Below are 25,245 nucleotides of genomic sequence, written 5' to 3'. Positions count from 1 at the left end.
CCACGAGCATTAGATATAGAGTGGCCTCTCTGTTTTGGATGAACGGATTTGACTGTTTCGTATGCTTTAAATGGTTCGAGACAGAATGAATGTGGTCAGACTTTTTCAAAGATTGAGAAAAATGGTCGATAATGAAGTTAATCAGCTAAATAAGATTTGAATCAATGAGTACTATTGGGATTGCCATAGGCGCAACCGGGTTATCACTTATCCTCATCTTCGTGTGGATGTTTTCGCTCTCTTTGCGCAAAAAACGCTTAGAGGAAGAGAGAAAAGAGAGAGAAATCGCTTATCGCAAAGCGATAGAAAAATCACGTGAACAAGAAAGACAAGATCGCTTGTTTAAGGCCGAAACAGGCCATGTGCCGACGATTTTGTATTTAGCGAAAGAAGCCGAACGAACCAACCTCAAAGAGGCGATGTACTGGTATGACAAAGCGGCAAATTATGACAATGTTACGGGAATGTATGGTGTTGTTCGGATTTGCCAAAAGTTTCGAGATGATCTGATTTTGCGGGAAAAAGAGAAGTTTTGGCAGACTTGTATTGCAGGCATTGAAGGTAACTTAACCGCAAAGTATGAAACTGGCATGGCCTATATTCATGGCCGTGGCGTGGAAGCGAATACTGCGAAAGGAGTCTCGTTAGTACAAGAGGCTGCGGAAGCGAATTTGCTCGACGCTGTGATTTTTATGGGGGATTGGTGTGTTTCACATGACAATATTGCGCCATCACCAGCGGATTCAACATTTTGGTATTCCAAAGCCGCGAAGCTAAATAGCCCGATAGGACAGATGAAACTAGGCTTGAATTACCTTAAGGGTGTTGGTGTCGCAATGGACCACAGTAAAGCTTGTTATTGGTTAGAGCGAGCTTCTGAAAAAGGTCATGTAGAGGCGATGTATCACGCAGGAGAAGCTTGGATAGATAAAGGTTCAAATGGCAATGCTATTGCTTATATTTGGTTATTTTTATCGGCTCATTTTGGTTTTGAATCGGCAAAGGTGCTAAGAGATCAAGTGGGCTCACGTATCGGTGTCGATTCTGTTGTGGGGTTGCAATCGTTGGCCAAACCACTCATGAAGAAAATCGGCGCGGGTACTGTAAGTAAACACTCAATTATTAAGGCGCTGAACAAGCTCTACAAACGTGGGATCCCTATCCCAGAGAAAGGGGAGTTACCTGATGAAGACGATCTCTCATTGAGCGTAGTGGCGGATGCCTCCGAAGAGCGTTTGTCATCCAGTCCATCTGATGATCATGAGGTTCTAACGCGATTAGATTTCTCCAATACTTCAATGGACAGGTAATGCTGGATCGATAAAGTGGCTAAGCACTGTAAATAAAAAATCTCTGAAATGAAAATCCCCAGCGAATCGGCTGGGGATTTTTGTTGGTATCGGTTTTAGTGTATCGAATGATTATGCTGATTTATTGTGCTCAGCTTGGCAAACCGCAGCGGTGAAGACAACATCTGTGGAGCTGTTGAGCGCGGTTTCGGCTGAATCTTGAATCACGCCTATGATAAAGCCAACGGCAACAACCTGCATTGCTACGTCATTTGAAATGCCAAATAGCCCACATGCGAGCGGGATCAGCAGCAGTGAACCACCTGCCACACCGGATGCGCCACATGCAGAAACAGCAGCAACGATGCTCAGTAGCAAGGCTGTCATCAGGTCAATTTCAATACCTACTGTGTTTACTGCCGCTAGGGTGAGAACCGTGATAGTAATGGCGGCACCAGCCATATTAATGGTCGCACCGAGTGGGATCGAGACTGAATAAGTATCTTCATCCAGTTTTAGTTTCTCACACAATGCCATGTTTACTGGGATGTTGGCGGCGCTTGAACGTGTAAAAAATGCGGTGACACCACTTTCACGCAAGCACTGGAACACCAATGGATACGGGTTTTGGCGAGTTTTCGCGTACACAATGATTGGGTTGACAACTAATGCGATGATCAACATAGCACTGAGCAATACGAATAAAAGGTTGGCATAACCAGCCAAAGATTCAAAGCCAGTCGTGGCAAACGTGGATGCAACCAAGCCGAAAATACCAAACGGTGCTAGGCGAATAATAAAACGCACAATTTGTGAAACGCCGTGGCTTAAATCTTCAAATACGGCTTTAGTTGTTGCTGAGGCATGGTGTAAAGCTAAGCCCAACCCAACAGCCCATGCCAGAATGCCAATATAGTTTGCACTCATTAGAGCATTGACTGGGTTATCAACCAGCTTAAACAGCAGGGTATTAAGCACTTCAGCGATGCCTTGAGGAGGCGTTGCACCTTCTGCCCCCGCAACCAATGTTAAGGTTGTAGGGAAGATAAAGCTCAATACAACGGCAGTAAGAGCGGCGGTGAAGGTCCCAAAAAGGTAAAGCACCACGATTGGGCGCATATAAGTGTGTTGGTTTTTCTTTTGGTTTGCGATGGACGCGGCGACCAAAATAAACACGAGGATCGGCGCTACGGCTTTAAGTGCGCCAACGAAAAGGTCGCCAAGTAGGCCGACGCTTTTCGCATCATCGGGTGAAAGGGTTGCTAATATCCCACCGAGAACGATACCGGCGAGTATTTGCAGAACCAAATTGCCACGCGCAAAACGGGCGAAAATATTGTTGCTTTGCATAGTTATCCCTGCAATAAATCGAATTACATCCTGCATGACCTAAATACTACGAAGCCATAGCATCGGTTATGGTAGACAAATAGAGTTATAGTGACATCAGTGAGATCCACTGAAGGGGGTAATGATATCTACGCGGGATATTGTGTCTAGAATTAATTGATAATCAGCACAAATAATTAATCAATGTGTGGAAATGCAATCGATTTTGAGTGAAATGTAAATAAAATGTAGCATTTGTGGTGGTGGAATGATAAGCCTCTCGTCGGGATGTCTCGCTCTCGCCATTAGACTGGTCAATGAGCGTTTAGTGCGATGATAAAAGAGGGTAAGCCAACATCGCTCACCCTCTTCTTTTTAATGGTGTGCCATACCACTCATCACTTTTTTTACTGGTGCAGTAATGGTTTGCTGCTCACCATTGGCAAAGGTCAGTTGTACGTCAATCTTTTCACCTTCAACCAATGGTTTCTTCAAATCAAAAAGCATGATGTGCAAGCCGCCCGGTTTGAGTTCGACGTGCCCTTTGGCCGGAATTTTAAATTCAGTGACTTGACGCATTTTCATCACATCTCCTTCGGTGATTACATCATGCAATTCAACTTTCCCTGCCACATCGGTGTTGGCCGATACAATGAAACGGTCCGTTTCACCTTTATTCATGATTTGAGAAAATACTGCGCTGGTGGTGGCGGTTGGTGCGGTAGCACGTGCGTAAGGGTGATGTACCATTATATCTGTGTTCGCAAAAGCTAGTGGGCTAAGGGCAAGGCTTGCTAAAAAAAGAGCATTGAGCTTCATGTTATTTTCCTTGTGATGACGTCATTATTGTTTTGATGGCTTCAACAATGGGAGCCGGTGAAAGCGTGTGTGGGACTTTAGTGATTAATGTTCCATCTGGTTGTAAAAAGTAGAAGTAGGAGCTGTGATCTAATGTGTATTTCAGTTCAGATCCCTTTAATTCGGTTTTGCGGAAAATGACGCCATACTGATGCGCTAGTGGTGTTGTAATGTCTAAAGGAGCAGAAAGTCCCTCGATCATAGGGTGGAAATATTGGGCGTATTGATGAGAAGCATCAGCAGCGTCACGCTCTGGATCGAGAGAGATAAATAAAGGGCGCAGCTTTGCTTTGGTTACATCATCCAGTTGATTGAGTGCACCTGCTAACATAGCCAGAGATGTTGGGCAGACATCTGGGCAGCGTGTAAAGCCGAAGTAAACAACACGTATGCGTTCATCTTTAGTATCGAAAATAGAGATGGGTTGATTTGCTTTGCCAAATAAAATTACTTCAGAAGATGAGCTATTACCGCTCTCTAAATCCATACTTTGCTGCGTATCAAAATAGGTTTTTATACCAAAGCCTAATACAAACGCAACCACCAATGCCAGAGACCAATTTTTACTCATCTTTCCATCCTTATTGCCGGAAATACTTGGGTACGACCGTCAGAGAGTTCGCCAATCCATGTCATTTTTTCAGTCGTGCAAACTGGGAGTACAATCTGTGCTGTGTAGAGCCCGTCTTCCTGCGGCGTCAGTACATATTTAGCGGTGCCCATCTCCATCTCTAGCCCATTGAGTGTGAGTGTGAGTTTACTTGCATTGGCTTGTGGCCATTCAACGGTCAGAGTGTTAGCCACCAAAGGTTGAGATTTATCGTGTGCCAATGTCATGACAACATCTCCTTGTCGACAAGGGGCACTCGACAACTGGCAATATCGATTAATATCTGGAGAAGAGTGTGCTGAAGAGAGCCAATTGAAAATATCGCTGCTAAAGTAACCCGCTAGCAGGGCTAGAACAAAGACGCCGATTTTGATTGCGTTGTGCATGGGGACAATCCAAGCGGTTATAAAACGCGAATGTTATCACAGCTATCTTTTTTCAGTGGTGACGAATGGATAAAATGTGCAACAAATCAATATAGTAAAGGTGAGTTTCCCCACCTTTTCTCATTCATGCTATGCGGTGTGATTTACACATCGTGATGTTTTGCATATTGCTCCAAGCCAAGCACGAGGGCAACAGCGCAAAGCATCAATAAAATGGCTACCAGCAGTTGCGAAGGCTGTGAAGTGATGGACTCAAATTCCAATGGAGAAAGGTTTCGCTGTAGTAAAGGAACGAGCTCGCCGTGAGAATTGGTTCGCCAAGTGAGCGTTTCTTTCCAAGGCCAGATTTTGGGTAAGGTGCCGATCATTAATCCCGTAAGAAAAATTAAGGTCAAATCTCTAAATTGTTTGAGTAACCAAGACAATACGTGAGAAAAACTCAGTAAACCACCAATACATCCGAGTAAAAAGAGTGCCAAAATATCGGCTTGCATCTCTTTCACCGCGCCCAGTACCGGTGCGTACATACCAATCAGCAACAGGATAAAACTGCCAGAAATTCCCGGTAGAATCATGGCGCAGATGGCAATAGCACCGGCTAGAACTGTGTTCAGCGCTGTTGGTTCCATCTGCATTGGGTTAAGCACCGTAATACTGTAAGCAAACGCAACTCCCAGCAAAGCGAAGAGCAACCGAGAAAGTTTGAATTGCTCAATTTGTTTCACAATATGGAATACCGAAACTAGAATTAAACCGAAGAAGAATGACCAAATGGGAATAGGATGCGTGGCTAACAGCCAAGAAATGAGTTTAGCCAAAGAGAGGATACTGGTGAATATTCCCCCAAACAGTGCGAGCAAGAAGAAGCCATTAATATGTTGAAATGCGGCGGCTAACCCATCTCGTTTGACTATGCGCAATAAACTCGGGTTAATCCTACGAATGCTTTCAAGCAAAGTGTCATAGATACCAGTGATGAATGCAATGGTTCCACCCGAAACACCCGGCACAACATCGGCGGCGCCCATGGCCATCCCTTTTAAAAACGTACTGAAATAGTTCATTGAATCTGCATGATTAAGTGTATGTGCCGGAAGTATATAATGAAATAACTAAGAAATGCTTGTACAAAAGATGAGTGAGTGGTGCTGGCTTAAGGTGAAAAAGCGCAGAAAGTTAGTTTGTTTTATAGCAACTGGGTGAGTATTGTTTTGCATTCGTTTCGCATAATGCAATTTGCGTAATGCGAAAAAGTACTACATTTTGATGAATTAATGCGATGCATAGCTAAAAAGCAGACCTTTTTTAGTTGGCATACTTCATGCATAATACTATTCGACCCTTCTTAAAGCCGAGGGTCACCTAGCCAACTGACGTTGTTAGTGAATGAATTTGTTCACACTATATATAAGCCAATCGCATCATTGCGGTTGGCTCTTTTTTTGTCTGTTAGGTATGATACGCCTCCTCGCTCGTCTAATGAGAGTTTGCAAATGACAATCAAAAGCCGTGAGCGAAGATGTTTTTCGAGCAAAACCAGTTAGGCCATACGTTCGTAAAACCCATCAAATAAACATCGTATATCATTGAAAATAAACAATATCCATAAGGATGATCCGTATCGATCAATCGTATTTTTTTCGAGTTTATCAAGCTTTTCTTTGATGATCTCCAAACTCATTAAGGAAGATGAGTGAAGCAGTAATAAGAGGTTATATGCACCATTTAATTTCAATTGGGCCCCTTGAGTCTTTCTTAATCGCTATTAGCGTGCTTTTTTTAGGTCACTTTATTAACGCAAAACTGCCTATCTTGGAAAAATTCAACATTCCTGAGCCCATCGTCGGTGGCTTAATTGTCGCTTTCGCGATCACTCTTCTACATTTTTACGGCTTAGATTTAGAGTTCTCATTGCCGTTGCAGAATATTTTTATGCTGATGTTTTTCAGCACCGTAGGCCTTGCGGCTAATTACACTCAACTGGTTAAGGGTGGCGCAAAAGTCTTTCTTTTCCTCGCTGTTGCCTCGTTTTATATCATCATCCAAAATGGCGTCGGTGTATCGTTAGCGACGGCTCTTGGTCTTGACCCACTGATGGGGTTGATCGCCGGTTCTATTACCCTCTCGGGTGGACACGGTACGGGAGCGGCGTGGGCTCAAACATTCAACGACAATTATGGGCTTAGCAATACGCTAGAAATTGCCATGGCCTCAGCGACCTTTGGTTTGATCATTGGTGGGATTATCGGTAGCCCAGTTGCCCAAAAACTCATTAATAAAAACGGGTTTGAATCTGAGTATGGACGAGGAACCAAAACGCACGATAAGTTCCCAGAGCTGGTTACGTACAATGAATATGAAGAAGATAAAGTCACCGCTAAGAAAGTGATCGAGGGTTTGTTCATCCTTCTTATTTGTGTCACTGGTGCTAAATATTTAGAACAGTGGGTAAGTGCATTTGAAATCAAATGGTTGATGATCCCCGATTTTGTCTATGCGCTTTTCATCGGTGTGTTCATTACCAATATACTGGAATTGACGAAAGTTCATAAAATTGATGCTGAAACCGTTGACATCTTAGGCACCGTTTCTCTATCGCTATTTCTTGCAATGGCACTCATGAGTTTAAAGTTATGGAATATTTTTGACTTGGCTGTCCCATTTCTGGTGATTTTAGCGGTGCAATCGGTCGTGTTGGGTATTTTTGCTTATTTTGTGACATTTAAAGTCATGGGATCAAATTATGACGCTGCTGTGATCGCTGGTGGGCACTGCGGTTTTGGTCTTGGAGCAACCCCAACCGCTGTGATGAATATGGGCTCATTGGTGACACGATATGGGCCATCACCACAAGCGTTTATGGTAGTGCCTATCGTAGGTGCATTCTTTGTGGATATTGTGAATTTGGTTATCTTGCAGGGATATATTTCTTTTCTATACCCGTGATCATTGAAGATGCTTGATTTCTCATAAAATCAGGATCATGCTACGCACCATGAAAATAATACTGACTCCTCAACATAAACAACAACTCGAAGAGATGCACGATTCAACTCGTGATGGTCGAGTGCGTGACCGCATCAAAGCGGTTTTACTCGCGTCTGAAGGTTGGAGTCAGGCGATGATTTCTCAAGCTCTTCGTATTCACGAATCGACCGTTGCTCGTCATCTCAGTGATTATGTGCTCTCTGAAAAACTTAAGCCTGAAAATGGTGGTAGCCAAAGCCGACTTTCTGCTGGGCAAACCATGCAACTTATCGAACATCTGGCTGAGAAAACGTACTTTCATACTCACCAAATTGTCGCTTATGTACAAGCTGAGTTTGGTGTCCGTTATACCGTTGCTGGAATGAACAAGTGGCTACATCATCACGGTTTCTCATATAAAAAGCCGAAAGGTGTACCGCACAAGTTTGACCCAGAGATGCAGCAAGCCTTCATCGAGCATTACAACGAGACGCTAAGAAACAGCGAAAACCCTGTGTTATTCATGGATGCCGTTCATCCTACGCAGTCAACAAAACTAAGTTATGGCTGGATACGAAAAGGCCAAGACAAAGTGATTGAGGCAACAGGCAGTCGAACTCGTCTCAATATCATCGGTGCTTTACCGCTCCAAAATATTGGCGCAACCGTGACAGACACGTATGACACGATAAACAGCGAGAGCATTGTGCGTTTCTTCTGGAAGCTCAAAAAGGAGCATTACCCGTTGGAGCAAAAAGTACACCTAGTACTTGATGGTGCCGCTTATCATCAGTCAGAAATGGTAAGAAATGCGGCAAAAGTGCTCAATATCGAGCTTCATTACTTACCCCCATACAGTCCAAACTTAAATCCAATAGAGCGGTTATGGAAAGTGATGAATGAGTATGTGAGGAACAATATTTACTTCTCCTCGAAGGTAGAATTTACAACGGCTATTAATGAATTTTTCAATGTAACGCTGCCAAAAGTTGCAGGCTCACTGGTATCCAGAATTACGGATAATTTTCAGATTTTGAAACCTGCATCTTCGAGTTGAGCGGGTATAGGTTAAAAACAATGCAGTTAAAAGCAATGTAAAAAGTAAAAACGCCCTGACTTAACTTGTTTAACAGGGCGTTTTTATTACTTCAACGTCAATTTGGTGCCATCAAACTTCAGTTGACCTAATAAACTTTTCGCATTTTTGACACCTTCTTCATCAAACTGCACTCCGTAACGAGCATAGTGCAGTGAGCGTTGCAAGTTACAAACTTTACCCATCAAAGGCGCAAAGAATTGGCTGCTGCGAGGATCAGTAAATAATTCGAGACTAATCTTATCACCCACTTGGAAAGTACGCCCAAGAGGAGGTGTGACAAAACGACAGCCACTTTTGGAGAGATCTCTTACCTCACAATCCGACTTATGCGTTCCTACCGTTGCTTTTCCTGCTAGATTCACATCGTAACGAGCTTCTTTGCGCAGTTGGGTCACTTGCATGCTGTTGGGAATAGATAACATGGCGAGCGGTATAGGCTCTTGCAATACATGTAACAACTGGCTACGAAAATGGATTAAAGCTCCTTCGCCACGTGGTGAAATAGCTCTGATATTCATCCAAAAACCTTCTTGGAAGAAAAAAGAGAGATCATCTGCGGAAATTTTAGGAATTTCTACAAGGAGATGGGAATGAGAGTAGGTACCGATAAATGACGTTTTACACTGGAATTTCGTACCAACGGGAGTGGTTATACTTAAGGTTAGTTCGCTACTGTGTTCAACCATAGATAACGCATCAGTACTATTAAGTGTCGATAGGGTTTTATTACGTTCGGTTGAACGGTTTGGGTTCTGTTCATCTTTCAGCACTGCCGACTGCGATTCCATCTTAATTTTCTCCGTGATGCAGTAGCTGCATTTTATTCTAATTTTTGTAATAGTTTAAATTCTAGGGGTAGATGTTGGAAGATTCAATTCTGAGAATATCAATTTATTTGATTTATATATCAATTAGGACGTTACTATGATTCATGAAGTGCAACATGATATACAAAATTGTCAATATAAAGTACATCTTGAGGGAAATCTATTCGCAACTGTGACATACCAACAGCAGGATGAAGTGTTGTTTATTACTTCGACTCGCGTACCGGATGAACTTCAGGGTAAAGGATACGGAAAAATAATGATGGAGAGTGTATTACCGCAAATTGAAGCGCAAGGTTACACCATTAAACCTGTCTGTAGTTATGTTGTGCATTATTTAAATCGACACAGTGAATGGCAGCATTTATTGCATCGAGAGTCGTAGCATACAAACCCATTAGCTCGGTGTTGTGTTTACTTTTAATGTGACCGCGACCAGTGCATGGTCAGTACTAAAGTTATCGAGCTCATAGCTCGGGTTGACCAGATGTTGATCAAGCACAGTATAGTGGCTGATATAGCTTTTCATTGGCTGGGTAAAAGGCGCGAAGTCTGCGGAAAGGAGAATATAGTCGAGTACAGATCCCGTGGCTCCGGCGTAATGAGTGGCTTTGCGAGGCTGCTCAACACTCTCGGTATGCAGATCCCAAGCATCGTAAAGCGCATAGCCAGCCAGCGGTTGTTGTGTTTCTGGTCTGCGGTATAAGGCCTGTGATAGTAGTCCTTGAAACTCCTCGTGATGTAACGGTTTATTAAAATCGCCCATTAGCACACAAGGCCGCCCAGTTTGTTTTTGAGTATTGACGATATATTGGTGAGTCAGGTTTGCTTCAAAGCCTCGCTGAACAGTAGAGAGCCAGCGTCCTAGCGTTTCTTGTTGCCATTCATCGATCAGATGATGAGGTGCCGCAGGCGATTCTGCCGGACGTTGAGATTTAAAATGCACAATATAGACATCGATATCCCCGAGCATTGGCAGGCAAACCGTAGCGTGTAACGGTGTACGATTAAAGCAAAAAGGGGCAGCTTGGTTTGGTAGCGTGCCATGTACGGCGCTCACTTGGCGCAGAGGATAGCGAGAGGCAATCACCACAACCGGATGGCTGTAGATGTATCCATCTTTGACGATAGGTTCATCTACACAGGCCACATACGGGTAGCCTAAATCCATCATCTGGTTGCGCAGTTCATCAAAACTGAAAACTTCTTGAAAGCCAATGATATCGGCATCCAGCTGTTTGATCTTCTGGCTAAACCATTGCTTTTTTTGCTGCCACTCTGCTTGCGTGTAAATATTGTCGAACTGATAATATGCGTTCGGCGGAGCTAAATAATTGAATAAATTAATCGTTGCGAACGTAATCGTCATGTTAAATCCCAATATTTGTGTCTCGGTCGATCTTATACCCGAACGGTGTAATTTAGCAGTGCTAATCCCTAACCTTGTTTTCTGTTGTGATGAGCTCTCGCCTTTTAAGGCGACTTGAGTATATGATGCGCTGAAACATAGATAAGGATCTTTCATGTACCCTAAAGCTTCTCAAGGTTGGCGCACGCCACAAAATTTCCTATTGATTATCTCCATTATTGTGCCGATTGCATTTTCTAGTTGGATGGCACTGTTGAATAATTTCGTGATTGAAAAAGCGAATTTCGATGGTTCAGACATTGGCTTATTACAAAGTGTACGAGAAATCCCCGGATTTTTAGCCTTCACCGCCGTATTCGTTTTACTGTTCATTCGAGAGCAGCGATTTATCCTGATCTCATTGGGTATGTTGACGTTAGGAACCGCGATGACGGGTTTTTTCCCTTCTTTAACCGGGTTACTGCTCACGACATTATTGATGTCGACTGGGTTCCACTACTTTGAAACGCTTAAACAATCCTTGTCTTTGCAGTGGTTAAATAAAGATGAAGCGCCAGAAATGCTTGGCAAACTCATTTCGGTTGGAGCACTTGCATCACTGATCACCTACGGTGCTTTGTGGGTAATGTTAGAAGTGTTTCAGCTCGATTTTAAATGGGTCTATGCCATTTCTGGCGGTGCTGGTTTTGTGCTGGTGTTGCTCATTGCCTTTGCCTTTCCTGAATTTAAAGCGGAAGTGCCACAAAATAAAAAGCTCGTGCTACGCAAACGTTATTGGCTGTATTACGCCTTGACCTTCATGAGTGGTGCGCGTAGGCAAATTTTCACTGTTTTCGCTGGTTTCCTTATGGTGGAGAAATTTGGTTATTCAGCGGCCGATATTACCTTACTGTTTTTGATCAACTATTTGTTCAACTTTTTGTTTGCTAAACGTATTGGTAAGTTCATTGGTGTAGTCGGCGAGCGTAAAGCGTTACTGTTTGAATACACGGGGTTAATTGTTGTTTTTGTTGGGTACGGTCTTGTACAAAACGCACATTGGGCGGCGGCACTTTATGTGGTTGACCACCTCTTTTTTGCCTTGGCCTTGGCGATTAAAACTTATTTTCAGAAAATTGCAGATCCTGCGGACATGGCGTCTACAGCGGGAGTTTCTTTTACCATTAACCATATTGCGGCCGTGTTCATCCCCGCCACGTTTGGTTTAATTTGGCTTATCTCTCCGGCGAGCGTTTTTTATATTGGAGCGGTAATGGCACTTGTTTCGCTGCTTTTATCACTCAATATTCCAATTAAACCCGAAGCGGGTAATGAAGTTAGAATTCTGCGTTGGAGCGACAGGTAGCAAAAGGGTCGTTTACGACCCTTCGGAAAGTTACTCAGTGCACACTTGGTTGCGGCCATTCGCTTTCGCGCGATATAAGGCTTTGTCGGCGCGGTAGAATGTGCGTTGTGTATTTTCACCATCTCGATGCAAGGTTATACCGATACTGACGGTTAAGCCGCGCTCACCTAGAATATCGTGCCAACCAAATTGGAATATGCGTTCTCGATAGTTTTCGGCATGCATTTCAGCTTGGTCGAGCGAGCAATCTTCTAAAATCACCAGAAACTCTTCTCCACCAAAACGGACACAGGAGGAGCCTCGGAATTTAAAGTAGTTTTTCAACTCACGTGAAACATTGACTATCGCTTTGTCACCAACCAAGTGACTAAGTTCATCATTAATCGATTTAAAATGGTCAATATCAATGACTAGAAATGCAAATAGCTTCTCATGAAGCAGTAGGTCTTTCAGCTTTACATCTAACCAGCGGCGGTTGTGTAAGGTGGTGAGTGGGTCAGTGAAGACATCCTGTTGAAGTTGGGCTACAGCATTCTTTTGATGTTCGGTGGTTTCTTTGAGCTCGCGATTTTCAATCTCAGATAAGATCAATTTCAATTGCAATTCAAAGCGCGATAAGCGACGCAGTTGATTGGCCCCCAGCTCACTAATCGGGATGTTTTTCATCAGATCAGTTTCAATTCGAAAGCCTTTTTTTTCATAAATCAGGGCGGCTTGATAAAGGCCTTGGCGCTCGCACACGGCACTGAATGCTCGATACAGCTGCTTGGCCATCGTAGGTGACGTGTATCGTTGCAGACGTTTGTCTGTACTGGCCAGCATCATATTGGCAATATGACTTTTGCCTATTTTAGCCAGGCAGTTGGCCGTTTCAATTCGAATCATATTCGATAGCCAGGTGGAATTCATATTCCCAGCACTGTACTGAACACTAGAGAGCGTAATGAGCGCTTTATCGACTTGATCCTGATGAAGATAAAGTTGAGCTTGATAGAGTGAAATTTGCCCGGTAAGAATTTTATCGCTGACCAAAATACTCAGCTCTTCACACTCTTTAATTAGGTCGGTGGCGGCGGAGATTCGGTGCAGTTGAATGTAACACGATAGCATGTAAAGTTTATAACGCAGGCGTAATGAGCGGCTGGTGATTGCGTGATCAATACTATCAATTTTTTGATAGTAACGAAGGGCTCGGCTGTGCTCGCCATAAGCATCACACAGGTTACCCATGCCAATGACGGCTAGTACATATTCGTCAATGTAACCTGTGTCGACGGCAATATTAGAAGCGGACACATATTCGTTGAGCGCCGCGGCAAATTCACCGCTTTCCATTAGGCGATCGCTTAAACTGTTTTTCACAGACAAAATAATTTCGGCGTCCTTAGGCAATTCAAGTAATGCTAAGGCGTGACGAAGCTCCTCTATACTGGCGGACGACTGATGCAGTTCTGAACGATACTCTGCACTGATGATGTAGCTAAGTGCTTTTTCTTTTGATGTTGAGGCTATATGTTGTCGGACGTGATTCCAGAAAATGATGGCCTCTTCTCCGGAAACGGAGGTGGCATCCAAACCCGTATCTTTAATCTTACTGAGCAGTACTTCCATGCGACCATTCCTGAGGTTGACTGTCTTCCAGTTGTTCTAATGTGAATGGGAAACTCAAAATGTCTTGGAACATCACTTGAGGTAGCGACCCCGTTAATCCTTTTCTTTCCCAAGGGTATATTTCAATCATCTTAGCCAATACATGGAAGACGTGCAGCGCTGCATCGCCTTTATCGGCAAGAAGCAGCGCTAAGCGTTCGCTACTTAAACGAGAAACGAGATCTTTTTGGTTACAGAGCGAGTGGGCAATCTCGGTACATACATCGAGGTACTTTGAGTCGTTATGTTGGATGACAATGACGGCGTGATTAGAATGCTTCAACTCGGTCTTGAATAGCATGAGTTGTTCCCACCAATAAGTCTCTGAAACTACATTGGAGAGATGTTTCTCTGGGTCGTATTCGTGTTGACCACGAATACGGTTAATGAGTTTACGTGCTCGTTGCTCAAGTTGTCGCTTAGAGGCTCTTGCTTTATCAAGGCCAATGCGCGCCGTTTGTTCTCGAAGCATCTCAACCGTAAATTGGCGATATTTCTTAAATGAGGCTAAAGAAGCTTTAAAATCACCACGCTGCTCTGCGACTAGGGATTGTTGGTAGCAAATTTGTGAAAGTAGCTCACCTTTATCAAATGAAGCAGCAGAGGCTTCAGCAAGAAGCAACAGCTCAGTTGCTTTCTTGGAGTCTTTTCTCAGCAGTTCCAAACGAGCTCGACTAATGAATGAGTGAGCCTTCATCCACACAAGGTTATGCTCCACGGCAAGTTCGAGTGCTTTGGTGGTTGCCGCTTCCGCATCTTCGATTCGTTCAAGCCCGAGCAGTGCCAAGCCGCGAAAATCCCAAACCTCGGCTTGCCAAGTTTTATCGGGATGATCCTGTAGCGCTTCTTCTGCACCATCGAGCACCGTGAGCATATCGATGTATTGGTTAAGTAGATAGAGATCCCATGCCCACAGAATACGGGCTTTGCCTTCTAACCAATGGATACGGGCATTATTAGCGACTTTAACGGCTAGCTCGTGTGTTGAACATGAAAGTTGATATTCGTTAGTAATACGCCAAACATTACCCAGACCAATGAGGCACTCTATCTGGATATCAACTTCATCAACCAGAGCTGATTGTTCTAAGGCATTTATCCAATATTGTTGGGCGGTATAATATTTTGCCTGACCCCAAAGTTGCAGCGCGTGAATATGCAGAATTTCGGGAAGGCAGTCATCAGTATCGAGGGTATTTTGAGTGGATAAGGCTTCTTTAATGTATTTTAAACCCACGCGGTAGTCCATTAGACACCAAGCGCAGCGAGATAAAATGATCAAACATTGAATCGCCCCTTCTGGGAAAAAGATCTGCTGTGCTCTCAATAAACACTGCTCCGCGACGATCGACACCTTCTCCGGCTCAGTTTCAATACGGGCTCTAAGCTGTTCTATTTCAATTTCAAGAAGGTATTGGCTTTTATCCAAACGGGCTGTTCCTCAAAAGTAAGAAGCCTAAGTCACCGATTCATTATATGAAGCCAACGTTAAAGCGCACTATTTACTTTCCCAAAAGTGGGTGCATTGGTTATTCATTACCACAATAATCTGCGCTACTTCACAATCCACAGTCTAAATATAACCTAAAAATCTAAGAGAGTAGTTCTTTCAATGTCAGTGGATGTTTGGTTAAGTCCAAATTTTGGGCGGCGGTGAATCCATGTTTATCTTGGTAGCACAGATTGTGCCAAGCACGAAAAATATCCAGCATTGGTTGTAGGCCGCCAGGGCGAAGTTTGCGCCTCGGTTCGTTGATAAAGCTTTCGAACAACAGTTGGAAGCGTTTTTGATAGAACTCTGTTTGCTTAATCGATGCTTTATCGAGCCAAGCTTCGGGTGTTGGATTGTCTCCTGCCAAATAGCAAACACCTTTGGCAGCCTGTGCCTGATTGGCAATAGCCCAGCGATCTCGCCACCATCCCATGTGAACAATGTCCGTTTTATTCACGGAATGTCCATTTTGCCATTGCGGATCTTCCTCAACGTACATCAAGTCAACATTCTTACGCTTGATTCGCGGCAAACAGACGCTCAATGCGGCAGAACGTAAAACCGGATCTTGAGGCAGATAGATAGAAACTCGCTTATCTTCAAGGCACAAATCCAGCACGTGGAGGAAGTGAGCATAAGAGGTGTAAGGAGGGCGAATCAAGGCACCTTTAGAAGGGTAATGAAAAGTGGTGAGGTTACCCATGGGGTCTTCAACATTACCGCGGGCTAAAATTGTTTGGTATTTCTGATCAATACGCTCACGTAACAGCGGAGATGCGTCAGGAGTAGGTAGATTCGCTTCGGATGAATGTTCACGAGAAACAAAACGCGCGGGCGAGTGATAGGGGTTGTGATCAAGCTCGCCTGCAGGCTCTTCATTGGCGGAATAGTTTACGTGCTGACAGAGTATATAACCTGTTTTGGCTTCACCTGTTGCAAACCACAATACGCCGTTGTCGCTATGGGGCTGGAGCGGGATGTAATTGCAAGCCAGTTCATATTGGTTTGCATGATTCACCCAACGCGCATCAATCATGGCCAGTTTTCGCCGACAGCGACTGGCAATGTGCTCGACATGATCATAAAACGTTTTTGGGTTGATGGATAATTTACGGCAAATCTCTCGCACCGAATAACTCATGAAGAGCAGGCCGAGTAGGGTTTCTTGAAAAACGAGTTTTTTGTTGGCTCCTGACCACTTATCAACAAAGGTACTCTGACAAGCTTTGCAACGGTATCGCTGGCGATCGCCGCTGTAGCCAAAAGCGTGATAGAGGTGTTTGTGCGTATGAACAGATAAACCGAAATTTTGGCAATCATCACTGCGACAAGCGGGCAACCCGTCGCTGTGAAGCTGCCTTAAACGGTGTAATTCGTTTAACACTTCTCGGTTGTTAAGTAAGGGGGGGAAAGCTCCACATTCACGACAAACCATCGTTGGACGCTTCGGGTTTACGCGCTGCAGAACGTACCGTTCGGCTTCACTCAGTCCAAAGTTGTCACACGCCAATGTTTTACAAAAGTTGAGTTGTAAACCATCTGCGTCCTTGGGTAGTTGGTCGTTGGACACAATCGCCCCCTCGGGGTAATTTAAGGCTGCCAATTTGGGTGAACAGCTGAGGTTTAAAAATTAGATACTAATCGCTGTTTCAAGCGCGACTTTCATCATGTCGTTAAAAGAGGTTTGGCGATCTTCAGAGCTTAATTTCTCACCGCGAATGATGTGGTCTGACACCGTAAGAATCGTCAATGCTTTTGCGCCTAGATCCGCTGCAACACCATAAATACCGGCCGCTTCCATATCCACACCTAAGATGCCAAGCTTATTCATTTTTTCGAATAAATCACCTTCAGGTGTGTAGAACAGATCAGCGGAAAACACGTTGCCTACTTTCACGGGCACGTTTTGTGCGCGTGCTTGATTGACGGCCGTTTCAAGCAATCCGTAATCCGCAATCGCGGCAAAATCGTGGTTGTTAAAACGGATGCGGTTAACTTTGGAATCGGTTGAAGCACCCATACCAATAACGATATCCATTAGATTGACATCGTCACGAACTGCGCCACAGCTACCAATACGGATGATATTTTTTACACCGTATTCTGAAATCAACTCGTGAACATAAATCGAGCATGATGGAATGCCCATACCGTGGCCCATAACGGATACTTTTTTACCTTTATAAGTACCGGTATAACCGAACATACTGCGAACATCACAAACCTGTTTAGCATCATCTAAAAAAGTTTCAGCAATGTATTTTGCACGTAATGGATCGCCTGGCATTAGAACGGTTTCTGCGAAATCACCAACTTGCGCATTAATGTGTGGGGTTGCCATCGTTGTTACTCCAAAGTTTTCGAGTCAGCGATTTATCCGCAATAAGTGGATTAAATTACTAATTCTGTTGAATCTGATGTGTTTTGTTGAGGCAATACTAGCTAGACCTGACACTGTTCCTTGAGAGATTTGTCACAGAATGGAGGTTAATACCCTTTTTGTGGCTCATTGATAACTAAAAGTGTTGAAAGTGGTAAGGCAATCGATTTGGGTAAACGTTTACCTTTTATGTGTACATAAATATATTTTGTATAAGGTGGTTGGAGTGTGCTATACATTATACAACAAATATTTTTGTATATGAGGCGGCGATGAGTAATCCAGAAATTCGTATCGGGATCAGTGCATGTGTGCTGGGAGAGCAAGTCCGTTTTGATTCTGGCCACAAAGCGAGTGACTTTGTGACCAAAGAGTTAACGAATTATTTCTCTTTCATACCCGTTTGCCCAGAGGTTGCGATTGGCTTAACCGTGCCAAGGCCTACCATTCGCCTGATCTCTCACGAAGAGCGTTTAGCACTGGTTGAAACTAAAGATGAAACCAAAGATTACACGCAAGCCATGTTCGATTTCTCAGAACGAAAAGTTGATGAGCTCGAATTGATGAAATTGTGTGGTTATATCGTTTGTGCGAAATCCCCGACATGTGGCATGGAAAGAGTCAAAGTCTATAAGCATCAGCGAGCGGATAAAGAGGGCGTTGGTCTTTATACCGCCACTTTGATGCGTAAAATGCCGTGGTTGCCTGTAGAGGAAGATGGCCGTTTGCATGATCCTGTGCTTCGCGAAAACTTCATTACGCGTGTCTACTGTTTACATGACTTTTATCAATCGATAGGTGACAACCCGACACCGGGCAAAGTGGTGGCCTTTCATTCACGTTACAAATTGACGTTAATGGCGCATCACCCGCAAGCGTATCGAGAACTCGGCCGTTTAGTGGCTGAAGTCAAGCAGCATCCGCCACAGTATTTTATTGAGCACTATCGCCAAGGGCTAATGGATGCACTCAAACACAGAGCGAGCCGTAAAAATAACACCAATGTTCTAATGCACATTCAGGGTTATTTCAAACGAGCCTTAAACAAAGAGCAGAAAGTAGAGTTAGCGCAATTGATTGATGACTATCGAACTGGCGAGCTTCCTTTACTTGCGCCTATTACGTTGCTCAAACATTACATAAAAATGTATCCCGATGCTTATCTGCAGCAACAGCACTATTTATCGCCTTATCCACAAACGCTAAGGTTACGTTATGGACTATGAGAACCCACTGACTGAAAACATGATGACTGAAAAATTATATGCTATTCGAGACGTTGCCGAGATGACTGGAGTAAAGCCCGTTACCTTGCGTGCATGGCAGCGCCGCTATCACCTCGTTCAGCCACAGCGCACGGAAAAAGGGCATCGCCTTTATTCACAAGAGGATATTGCGACGATTCGCACTATTCAAGGCTGGCTGGCGAAAGGGGTTTCGATTGGCAAAGTGAGTGCATTGCTCAGTGGCAGTGAAAGTATCATTGATACTTTGGCAAATCATGGCTCAGAGCTTTTAGAGCAAGAACAATTGCTGCAAGCTTTAGTGGATCTCAATAAAGGCAAAGCGGAATCAACCATTGCTACAGTATTGAAAGAGTATCCGTTAGAGATTGTTGAGCAGCAGTTTGTCTTTCCTGTCATCGACACGTTAGAGCGGGTTAAAGGACCGTTGCGCAGTTTGCAAAAAGGGCTTTTTCAGGCACTGATGATAAGCAAGTTGAGCTCGATCATTGAAGCGGAAAACAAAGCGGCGACCAAGGGGAAATGTCTTTGCGTTAATCTTGATCCAACATCGAGCATACTGGCTTGGCTATGGTTCGTGGGAAAGGTGGAAGCTGGGTATAACCTCACTATCTTAGATGGTGTCGAAGATCTTACCGCTCTTGTTGATCATGATGCTTTAGCAAACTACCAACAGGTTGCGCTGTTTGCCAATCGAGCGTTAACCGAGCAGCAAGTTCAAGCGTTACGGAAATTGCGTATCTCACTGGGAGATACGCTTTCGTTGTCAGATGTGGTTGCTCGTCTGCACCATTCGTTAGATTAATCAGTAAGGATGTACAGTGAAATTACTCTGGCTGCGCCGAGATTTACGATCCGTTGATAATACGGCATTGCATGCCGCCATTGATGGTGAAGAACCTGTTGTTGCCGTATTCATTGCAACGCCAGCACAGTGGCAAAAACACCATCTTGCTCCGATGCAGGCGGATCTTATCTATCGGCGTTTATTTGAGCTGCAACGTGAACTGCAAGCACTCAATATTGCTCTATTGTATGAGGAAGTCGATGATTACGCTGATGCTGCGCAGCAGATCGCCACCATGGCTAAGCAGCTTAATGCCAGCGCAGTGTTGGTTAATCGCGAGTATGAAATCAATGAGTTGCAGCGTGATGAGATGGCGAGTCAGTTTTGCCTAGAGCGCCAGATCGAGTGGCGAGCATACGACGATAAGTGCATTATTGCCCCCGGTTTGGTCAAAAACAAGCAAGGTGATTATTTCAAAGTCTTTACGCCTTTTAAACGAGCGTGGTTATCACAAGCGGCTCTACCTCAAATTTTACCAACGCCTATTTCTGCACATTATAAACCCATAAAGGATCTTGAGCCGTTGCTGTGGAGCGAACACCGCTCGTTCAGCTATCCACGCATCAGCAGTGATCATTGGGTGGTCGAGTTCGATGCAATTCGCGCTAAATTACGCCAGTTTTGCCGTGATAAGGTACAGAATTACCACCAGCAGCGTGATTTTCCCGCGTTGGATTCGACCAGCGCACTGTCACCTTATCTCGCAATAGGGGCGCTTTCTGCGCGTCAATGTATGGCGCGTCTATACGCTGAATCGCAACATATTGGGTTGTCTGAAGGGGCGCAAACTTGGCTGAGCGAAATCATTTGGCGTGAATTCTATCAGCATCTGATCGGGTTCCGTCCTGATCTCTGTAAAGGAAAAGATTTTGCACCTTGGGGGAAACATGTATCTTGGTGGGAGAACTCAGCGGCCTTTGAACGTTGGCAGCAGGGGCAAACTGGGTTCCCTATTGTCGATGCGGCGATGCGCCAACTCAATAAAACTGGGTGGATGCATAACCGATTAAGGATGGTTGTGGCCAGTTTTCTAACCAAAGATCTGCATATCGATTGGCGACTTGGTGAACAATATTTTATGCAAACATTAGTGGATGGCGATTATGCATCGAACAATGGCGGTTGGCAGTGGTGCGCCTCAACAGGGTGTGATGGGCAACCTTATTTTCGAATTTTTAATCCTACCAGCCAAGGAGAACGTTTTGATCCGAAAGGGGATTTTATTCGTCAGTGGGTACCTGAATTGGCTTCGTTGCCAGATAAGTGCATCCACACGCCTTGGAAATTCCCTGCCGTCAATTCCTTGTCATATCCCGCGCCAATGGTTGATCATAAAGTAGAAAGAGAGATAACCTTACAGCTCTATAAAGACGCCAAGGATACCTGATCACCATGCTACGCAAGCTACTCTCTTTGTGTTGTTGCTGGGGTGCGCTCAGTGTGAACGCGTTTGCCGCGACTTATGATTTTCCTGCCGAAGGCAGTAGCATGGTTGGCCGAACTCAATATCACGTGATTGAGCAGGGCGAAACCTTAGCGCAAATTGCAAAACAGTACGATGTTGGGTTTTTATCTTTGATGGCGGCTAACAAAGGAATTGACCCATTTTTGCCGCAGCAAGAGTTTGTGCTAACCATTCCGTCACAAATTATTTTACCGCGCGTGGCTTACGAAGGCATCGTCATCAACTTAGCGGAACTGCGGCTCTATTACTTTGAGCCTGAAAAACGCAAAGTGCATATTTTCCCCGTCGGTATTGGCCGTATTGGTCGTGATACGCCCGAAATGGAAACCACTATCAGCCAAAAACGGCCGAACCCAACTTGGACACCTCCTCAATCGATCCGCACTGAATATAAAGCGAAAGGTATTGAACTGCCTGCGGTGGTGCCCGCTGGGCCAGATAACCCGCTTGGTGAATACGCGCTTCGTCTCGCTTATGGTGCGGGTGATTATTTGATCCACGGTACCAACAAAGATTTTGGTATTGGTATGAGAGTCAGCTCAGGTTGTATTCGTATGGATCCCAAGGATATTGAATGGCTGTTTAAGCAGGTCCAGCGTGGCGAGAAAGTGAAAGTGATTGATGAGCCGATAAAGCTAGCCTTAGAGCCAGATCGAAGCGTATTTCTTGAAGCTCATGAACCTTTGACGCGCAGTAACGGCAGTAAAAAAGAGTTACAGGTACCGCAAGAACTTCGCTGGTGGTTGGATGAATTTAACAAATCAGATGCGAAAGCGAGAGCGGTGATCTTGGCGCAAAATGGTGTGCCTGTCGAAGTTGTGGCTGCAGATTTTTCAACCTCATTGGAGTAATTAAAGAAGTTGATGAGTTCATTAATGGTGAACAATGTAATAGCAGCAATAAAAAAGGCTTGAATTAACAAGCCTTTAAGAAATTTCAGCTATGGAATATAACGAAATTATTTCGTGTATGACTGAGCAATATTATCGATACGCTCGTTTGCACGAGCCGCTTCTTCTTGCGCAGCGGCAGCGGCATCAGCCGCTTGGCTTACTTTAGACGAAAGTGTCGATTGCTCGCTCTTAAGTGCAGAAATTTGATCACTGAGTTGGCTAACTTGGTTGCTTAGCTGATCCATTTTCGTCATTGCTGCGTCATCAGGGCCTGATGCGCAACCAGCAAGTAGAAGTACAGAAGAGGCTGCAGCTGCAATTAACATCTTATTCATTATTGAACTCCTTGTTTGTAAGATTATTATCAATGACGCCCTATTATACTTTTCCTACTTGAAGCTACAGCGGTGCTGTTTACCTGCAACGTCAAGTTGTTTGGGTATACACTTGTTTGGAAATCATCATATAGTGACGAACTCAATTGTAGACACTATTCTAGCGTTCACCCAGTAGCCGAACGTCAAAATAATCCAAGAATTTCAATTTATGCTCATTTACTCCGCTATGTCTCATCGTTAAGAGACGTATTTTCTATCTTCTTATGCCTTGAAAAAGTGTGCGTGCTGATTATTTTTATGTGATCTCTATCTATCTAAGCGCCTTTCGGGCTATCATATTGCGTTTTCATTTTGACCTCTTGCCCTATTTATTGTGGCAACTTTACAAATTTTTGGAGAATCCTTTGCAGTTTAAAGATTTAGGCTTAGACAATCGCTTATTGAAGACCCTCAAACACTATGACTTCAAACAAGCGACAGAGATCCAACAACAAGCGGTTCCCGTGGCGATTGCAGGTAAAGATTTGTTGGCATCCTCTAAGACTGGTTCGGGTAAAACATTAGCGTTTGTTTTGCCAATGCTGCATAAGTCTCTCAAAACTAAAGCGTTATCAGCAAAAGACCCTAGAGCTCTGATTCTCGCTCCGACACGTGAGTTGGCCAAACAAGTGTACGGTGAGCTGCGTACTATGCTCAGTGGGTTGAGCTACGAAGCAACGCTGATTGTGGGCGGTGAAAACTTTAACGACCAAGTAAAAGCACTGCGCCGTTTCCCCCGTTTTATTGTAGCGACTCCCGGTCGTTTAGCGGATCACTTAGAGCACCGCTCGTTGCGTCTTGATGGTTTAGATACGCTGATCCTTGATGAAGCTGACCGCATGCTGGACCTAGGTTTTGCTCCGGAACTACGCCGTATTCATCATGCAGCGAACCACCGTCGTCGCCAAACACTGATGTTTTCCGCAACGCTTGATCACGGCCAAGTGAATGACTTTGGTACCGAGTTGCTTAAAGATCCAAAACGCATTTCGATTGGTGTTGTCAACGAAGAGCATAAAGACATCACCCAAAAATTCTACCTCTGTGATCATCTCGATCACAAAGAAGCCTTACTCGAACGCGTGCTGCAAGAAGCCGAATATCGACAAGTGATCATTTTTACCGCAACCCGTTCTGATACTGAGCGTTTAACGCTTAAACTCAACGAGCAGAAACTGAAAGCTGTTGCGTTGAGTGGTAACTTAAATCAAAACCAGCGCAACACCATCATGAGCCAGTTTGAGCGCGCTGTATTTAAAATTTTGGTCACGACGGATGTGGCTTCACGCGGCCTTGATATTGCAAACGTGACGCACGTGATTAACTTTGATATGCCCAAACATACGGAAGAGTATGTGCACCGTGTTGGTCGTACAGGCCGTGCGGGTAATAAAGGTGATGCAATCTCGCTGGTTGGCCCAAAAGATTGGGACAGCTTTAAGCGCGTGGAAGCCTTTTTGCAGCAAGATATCGAGTTCTCTCAATTTGATGATCTGAAAGGTAAATTTACCGGACTAAAACCACGCGTTCCGGCCTTTAAGAAAAACGCAGCCGCTAAGACTAAAAGTACTAAGCCCAAGGCGCACACCGCCAATAAGAAGCCCGTTAAACGCGATAAAACCTTTTATCAGAATGTGGCAGTGGGTGATGCGGTATTTGTGCCGAAAAAGAGAGTTGCACCTAAAGTTGACGATGAGTAACCGCGAGCGTCTTGTCAGCGTGACCTTTCGGTCAATCGAATCTGCTGACGGACTCAATGCCAGTATTTGCTGAGACAACCTCACACTAATTATAAAAACACCGCCAAATTGGCGGTGTTTTTATATACACGCAAACGTTCACCCTTATAAATTTCATAATTTCTCTATTTTATATAAAAATGATAATTGATCTCATTATCGTTTAGTGGCAAGCTGCGCCTCATTATAATAATTGGCTATGTTTTCACTGATCATAATGAAATTACTCAATATCATTGCTTTTGTTGTTGGTTTGTCTTGTTTTCATTCATCTTATGGTGAGTCACTGCAGTGGCTGGAAGATGGCTCGCGTAGCCAGCCTAAGGTTCGAGCACACCTTGAAGATCACAATAAAAAAACACAACAGTGGCTCAATCAAGCCACACCACTTTCTAATGCACTAGTCAAAACATGGTCAGAGAATCAGAGCGTAAAAGCACCGACACCTTGGCTCATCCAGTACCAAAATTACTATCATGATCAAGTAATTAAAGGTGAACGTTTTGTTGTTAAAAAGACCGCAGAAGGCAGCCCAATTGAGCGCTTGGTCAATATCAGTGTAAGACAGCAGCAATCAGATTATTACCAGTTAGCCAATTGGGCGGTGGCAAAAGGGGACCGCTTTATTGCATTAAGCGAAGATTTGACTGGGGAAGAGCACTACACGCTGACGCTGGTGGATCGTGTATCGAAGCAGGAAATCGTGCTTAGCCAATCTGCAACGACTCAAGCTATTTGGTCTGAAAATGGCCAATACCTCTATTTTTTGGCGGCAGAAGAAAGCCGTTCTTCTCGCTTATTACAGCGCTATGATGTGCTGAGCAAGCAGACAAAAACCCTATGGGAATGGGCTGATCCGCAGTGGATCGTGTCTCTCTATTTGGCGGCGGATCCGCATTTTGCCCTCGTGCAAGTCAACAACGAAAACAGCAGTGAACAACGTATTTTAGAGCTTAGTATCAAGTTTGAAGTGCGACACTTTTTAAAGATGCGCATGAATATACTCCAGTGGTGTTCTATACCCAAGTCTTTTGCGTGGGCGCATATTTAATTTGTGTGCAATTTCATTGCAGAGCTTC

At 44.3% G+C, this 25,245-nt stretch carries 22 protein-coding genes and 1 pseudogene; 11 read left to right on the top strand and 12 right to left on the bottom strand.

Annotated features, from left to right (window positions below; translation table 11 throughout):
- Nucleotides 1–164 precede the first annotated feature (164 nt).
- The gene (locus AACV12_RS12960; RefSeq protein ID WP_170900454.1) at nt 165–1,310 is read left to right on the top strand and encodes a tetratricopeptide repeat protein; all 1,146 of its coding nucleotides are present in this window, start codon (nt 165–167) and stop codon (nt 1,308–1,310) included.
- A gap of 111 nt (nt 1,311–1,421) precedes the next feature.
- Here AACV12_RS12960 and sstT read toward each other — a convergent pair whose 3' ends face one another.
- The 5 genes from sstT to AACV12_RS12935 all read right to left on the bottom strand — a co-directional run bounded on the left by sstT (nt 1,422) and on the right by AACV12_RS12935 (nt 5,536).
- Entirely contained in the window at nt 1,422–2,639 is a 1,218-nt protein-coding gene (gene sstT / locus AACV12_RS12955) for a serine/threonine transporter SstT (protein ID WP_026028166.1), read from the bottom strand.
- 354 nt (nt 2,640–2,993) lie between these two features.
- Nucleotides 2,994–3,437, bottom strand: a complete 444-nt coding sequence (locus tag AACV12_RS12950) for a copper chaperone PCu(A)C (RefSeq protein WP_013868354.1) — start codon at nt 3,435–3,437, stop codon at nt 2,994–2,996.
- 1 nt (nt 3,438) lies between these two features.
- Nucleotides 3,439–4,047 carry an SCO family protein gene (locus AACV12_RS12945; RefSeq protein WP_013868355.1) on the bottom strand — a complete coding sequence of 203 codons (609 nt, stop codon included), beginning with the start codon at nt 4,045–4,047 and terminating at the stop codon, nt 3,439–3,441.
- Complete coding sequence (locus AACV12_RS12940; RefSeq protein WP_017048144.1) at nt 4,044–4,472, bottom strand: hypothetical protein; 429 nt, start codon at nt 4,470–4,472, stop codon at nt 4,044–4,046. The genes AACV12_RS12945 and AACV12_RS12940 overlap by 4 nt, the downstream gene beginning before the upstream one ends.
- Nucleotides 4,473–4,615: 143 nt before the next feature.
- On the bottom strand, nt 4,616–5,536 hold the full coding sequence (locus AACV12_RS12935; RefSeq protein WP_047688758.1) for a DUF368 domain-containing protein: 921 nt from the start codon (nt 5,534–5,536) through the stop codon (nt 4,616–4,618).
- A gap of 652 nt (nt 5,537–6,188) precedes the next feature.
- Between AACV12_RS12935 and gltS the strand changes: the two genes are divergently transcribed.
- Together gltS and AACV12_RS12925 are read left to right on the top strand one after the other, a co-directional pair.
- Nucleotides 6,189–7,418: a sodium/glutamate symporter gene (gltS, locus tag AACV12_RS12930; RefSeq protein ID WP_170900452.1), complete on the top strand. Its 1,230-nt coding sequence runs from the start codon at nt 6,189–6,191 to the stop codon at nt 7,416–7,418.
- A 49-nt stretch (nt 7,419–7,467) separates the two neighbouring features.
- Nucleotides 7,468–8,496 carry an IS630 family transposase gene (locus AACV12_RS12925; RefSeq protein ID WP_170900451.1) on the top strand — a complete coding sequence of 343 codons (1,029 nt, stop codon included), beginning with the start codon at nt 7,468–7,470 and terminating at the stop codon, nt 8,494–8,496.
- A gap of 86 nt (nt 8,497–8,582) precedes the next feature.
- Here the strand turns inward: AACV12_RS12925 and AACV12_RS12920 are convergent, their stop codons facing one another.
- A complete protein-coding gene (locus tag AACV12_RS12920) occupies nt 8,583–9,326 on the bottom strand; it encodes a flagellar brake protein (protein WP_013868359.1) in 744 nt (247 codons plus the stop codon).
- Between the two features lie 136 nt (nt 9,327–9,462).
- On the opposite strand from AACV12_RS12920, the gene AACV12_RS12915 reads away from it, so the two are divergent.
- Nucleotides 9,463–9,750, top strand: coding sequence for a GNAT family N-acetyltransferase (locus tag AACV12_RS12915; protein ID WP_013868360.1), 288 nt, complete (start codon nt 9,463–9,465; stop codon nt 9,748–9,750).
- Between the two features lie 12 nt (nt 9,751–9,762).
- On the opposite strand, the gene AACV12_RS12910 is transcribed toward AACV12_RS12915, so the two are convergent.
- The gene (locus AACV12_RS12910) at nt 9,763–10,890 is read right to left on the bottom strand and encodes an endonuclease/exonuclease/phosphatase family protein (RefSeq protein WP_170900449.1); all 1,128 of its coding nucleotides are present in this window, start codon (nt 10,888–10,890) and stop codon (nt 9,763–9,765) included.
- Here AACV12_RS12910 and AACV12_RS12905 point away from each other — a divergent pair.
- Complete coding sequence (locus tag AACV12_RS12905) at nt 10,889–12,079, top strand: MFS transporter (RefSeq protein ID WP_017049257.1); 1,191 nt, start codon at nt 10,889–10,891, stop codon at nt 12,077–12,079. The two genes, AACV12_RS12910 and AACV12_RS12905, sit on opposite strands and share 2 nt — an antisense overlap.
- A 30-nt stretch (nt 12,080–12,109) precedes the next feature.
- Here AACV12_RS12905 and AACV12_RS12900 read toward each other — a convergent pair whose 3' ends face one another.
- The 4 genes from AACV12_RS12900 to deoD form a co-directional block, all read right to left on the bottom strand.
- Entirely contained in the window at nt 12,110–13,690 is a 1,581-nt protein-coding gene (locus AACV12_RS12900; RefSeq protein WP_013868365.1) for a diguanylate cyclase domain-containing protein, read from the bottom strand.
- On the bottom strand, nt 13,671–15,158 hold the full coding sequence (locus AACV12_RS12895) for a hypothetical protein (protein WP_013868366.1): 1,488 nt from the start codon (nt 15,156–15,158) through the stop codon (nt 13,671–13,673). The genes AACV12_RS12900 and AACV12_RS12895 overlap by 20 nt, the downstream gene beginning before the upstream one ends.
- Nucleotides 15,159–15,321: 163 nt before the next feature.
- Nucleotides 15,322–16,791 carry an IS1 family transposase gene (locus AACV12_RS12890; RefSeq protein ID WP_170900447.1) on the bottom strand — a complete coding sequence of 490 codons (1,470 nt, stop codon included), beginning with the start codon at nt 16,789–16,791 and terminating at the stop codon, nt 15,322–15,324.
- A 60-nt stretch (nt 16,792–16,851) separates the two neighbouring features.
- Nucleotides 16,852–17,562, bottom strand: a complete 711-nt coding sequence (gene deoD, locus AACV12_RS12885; RefSeq protein WP_013868368.1) for a purine-nucleoside phosphorylase — start codon at nt 17,560–17,562, stop codon at nt 16,852–16,854.
- A gap of 311 nt (nt 17,563–17,873) precedes the next feature.
- Here deoD and AACV12_RS12880 point away from each other — a divergent pair, with 311 nt between their 5' ends.
- From AACV12_RS12880 to AACV12_RS12865, 4 genes are read left to right on the top strand one after another with little or no spacing between them, the layout of a single operon-like run.
- Complete coding sequence (locus tag AACV12_RS12880) at nt 17,874–18,827, top strand: YbgA family protein (RefSeq protein WP_026027151.1); 954 nt, start codon at nt 17,874–17,876, stop codon at nt 18,825–18,827.
- On the top strand, nt 18,817–19,650 hold the full coding sequence (locus AACV12_RS12875; RefSeq protein WP_170900444.1) for a MerR family transcriptional regulator: 834 nt from the start codon (nt 18,817–18,819) through the stop codon (nt 19,648–19,650). Before AACV12_RS12880 ends, AACV12_RS12875 begins: the two co-directional genes overlap by 11 nt.
- A gap of 16 nt (nt 19,651–19,666) precedes the next feature.
- A complete protein-coding gene (gene phrB / locus AACV12_RS12870; protein ID WP_170900442.1) occupies nt 19,667–21,079 on the top strand; it encodes a deoxyribodipyrimidine photo-lyase in 1,413 nt (470 codons plus the stop codon).
- A 5-nt stretch (nt 21,080–21,084) separates the two neighbouring features.
- Nucleotides 21,085–22,008 (top strand): L,D-transpeptidase family protein, encoded by a 924-nt coding sequence (locus AACV12_RS12865; protein ID WP_013868372.1) that lies wholly within the window; start codon nt 21,085–21,087, stop codon nt 22,006–22,008.
- 107 nt (nt 22,009–22,115) lie between these two features.
- Here AACV12_RS12865 and AACV12_RS12860 read toward each other — a convergent pair whose 3' ends face one another.
- Nucleotides 22,116–22,385 (bottom strand): Lpp/OprI family alanine-zipper lipoprotein, encoded by a 270-nt coding sequence (locus AACV12_RS12860; protein WP_026027153.1) that lies wholly within the window; start codon nt 22,383–22,385, stop codon nt 22,116–22,118.
- A 395-nt stretch (nt 22,386–22,780) separates the two neighbouring features.
- Between AACV12_RS12860 and AACV12_RS12855 the strand changes: the two genes are divergently transcribed.
- Both AACV12_RS12855 and AACV12_RS12850 read left to right on the top strand, forming a co-directional pair.
- Entirely contained in the window at nt 22,781–24,127 is a 1,347-nt protein-coding gene (locus tag AACV12_RS12855; protein WP_026027154.1) for a DEAD/DEAH box helicase, read from the top strand.
- A gap of 238 nt (nt 24,128–24,365) precedes the next feature.
- A pseudogene (locus AACV12_RS12850) lies at nt 24,366–25,115 on the top strand (prolyl oligopeptidase family serine peptidase); the annotation flags it as partial.
- Nucleotides 25,116–25,245: the final 130 nt, after the last annotated feature.

It is taken from the genome of Vibrio sp. 2-2(8), assembly GCF_963888495.1.
Lineage (GTDB): Bacteria > Pseudomonadota > Gammaproteobacteria > Enterobacterales > Vibrionaceae > Vibrio > Vibrio anguillarum.
Note: the sequence above shows the minus strand (reverse complement) of the source record. Positions and strands in the feature narration are given on the sequence as shown.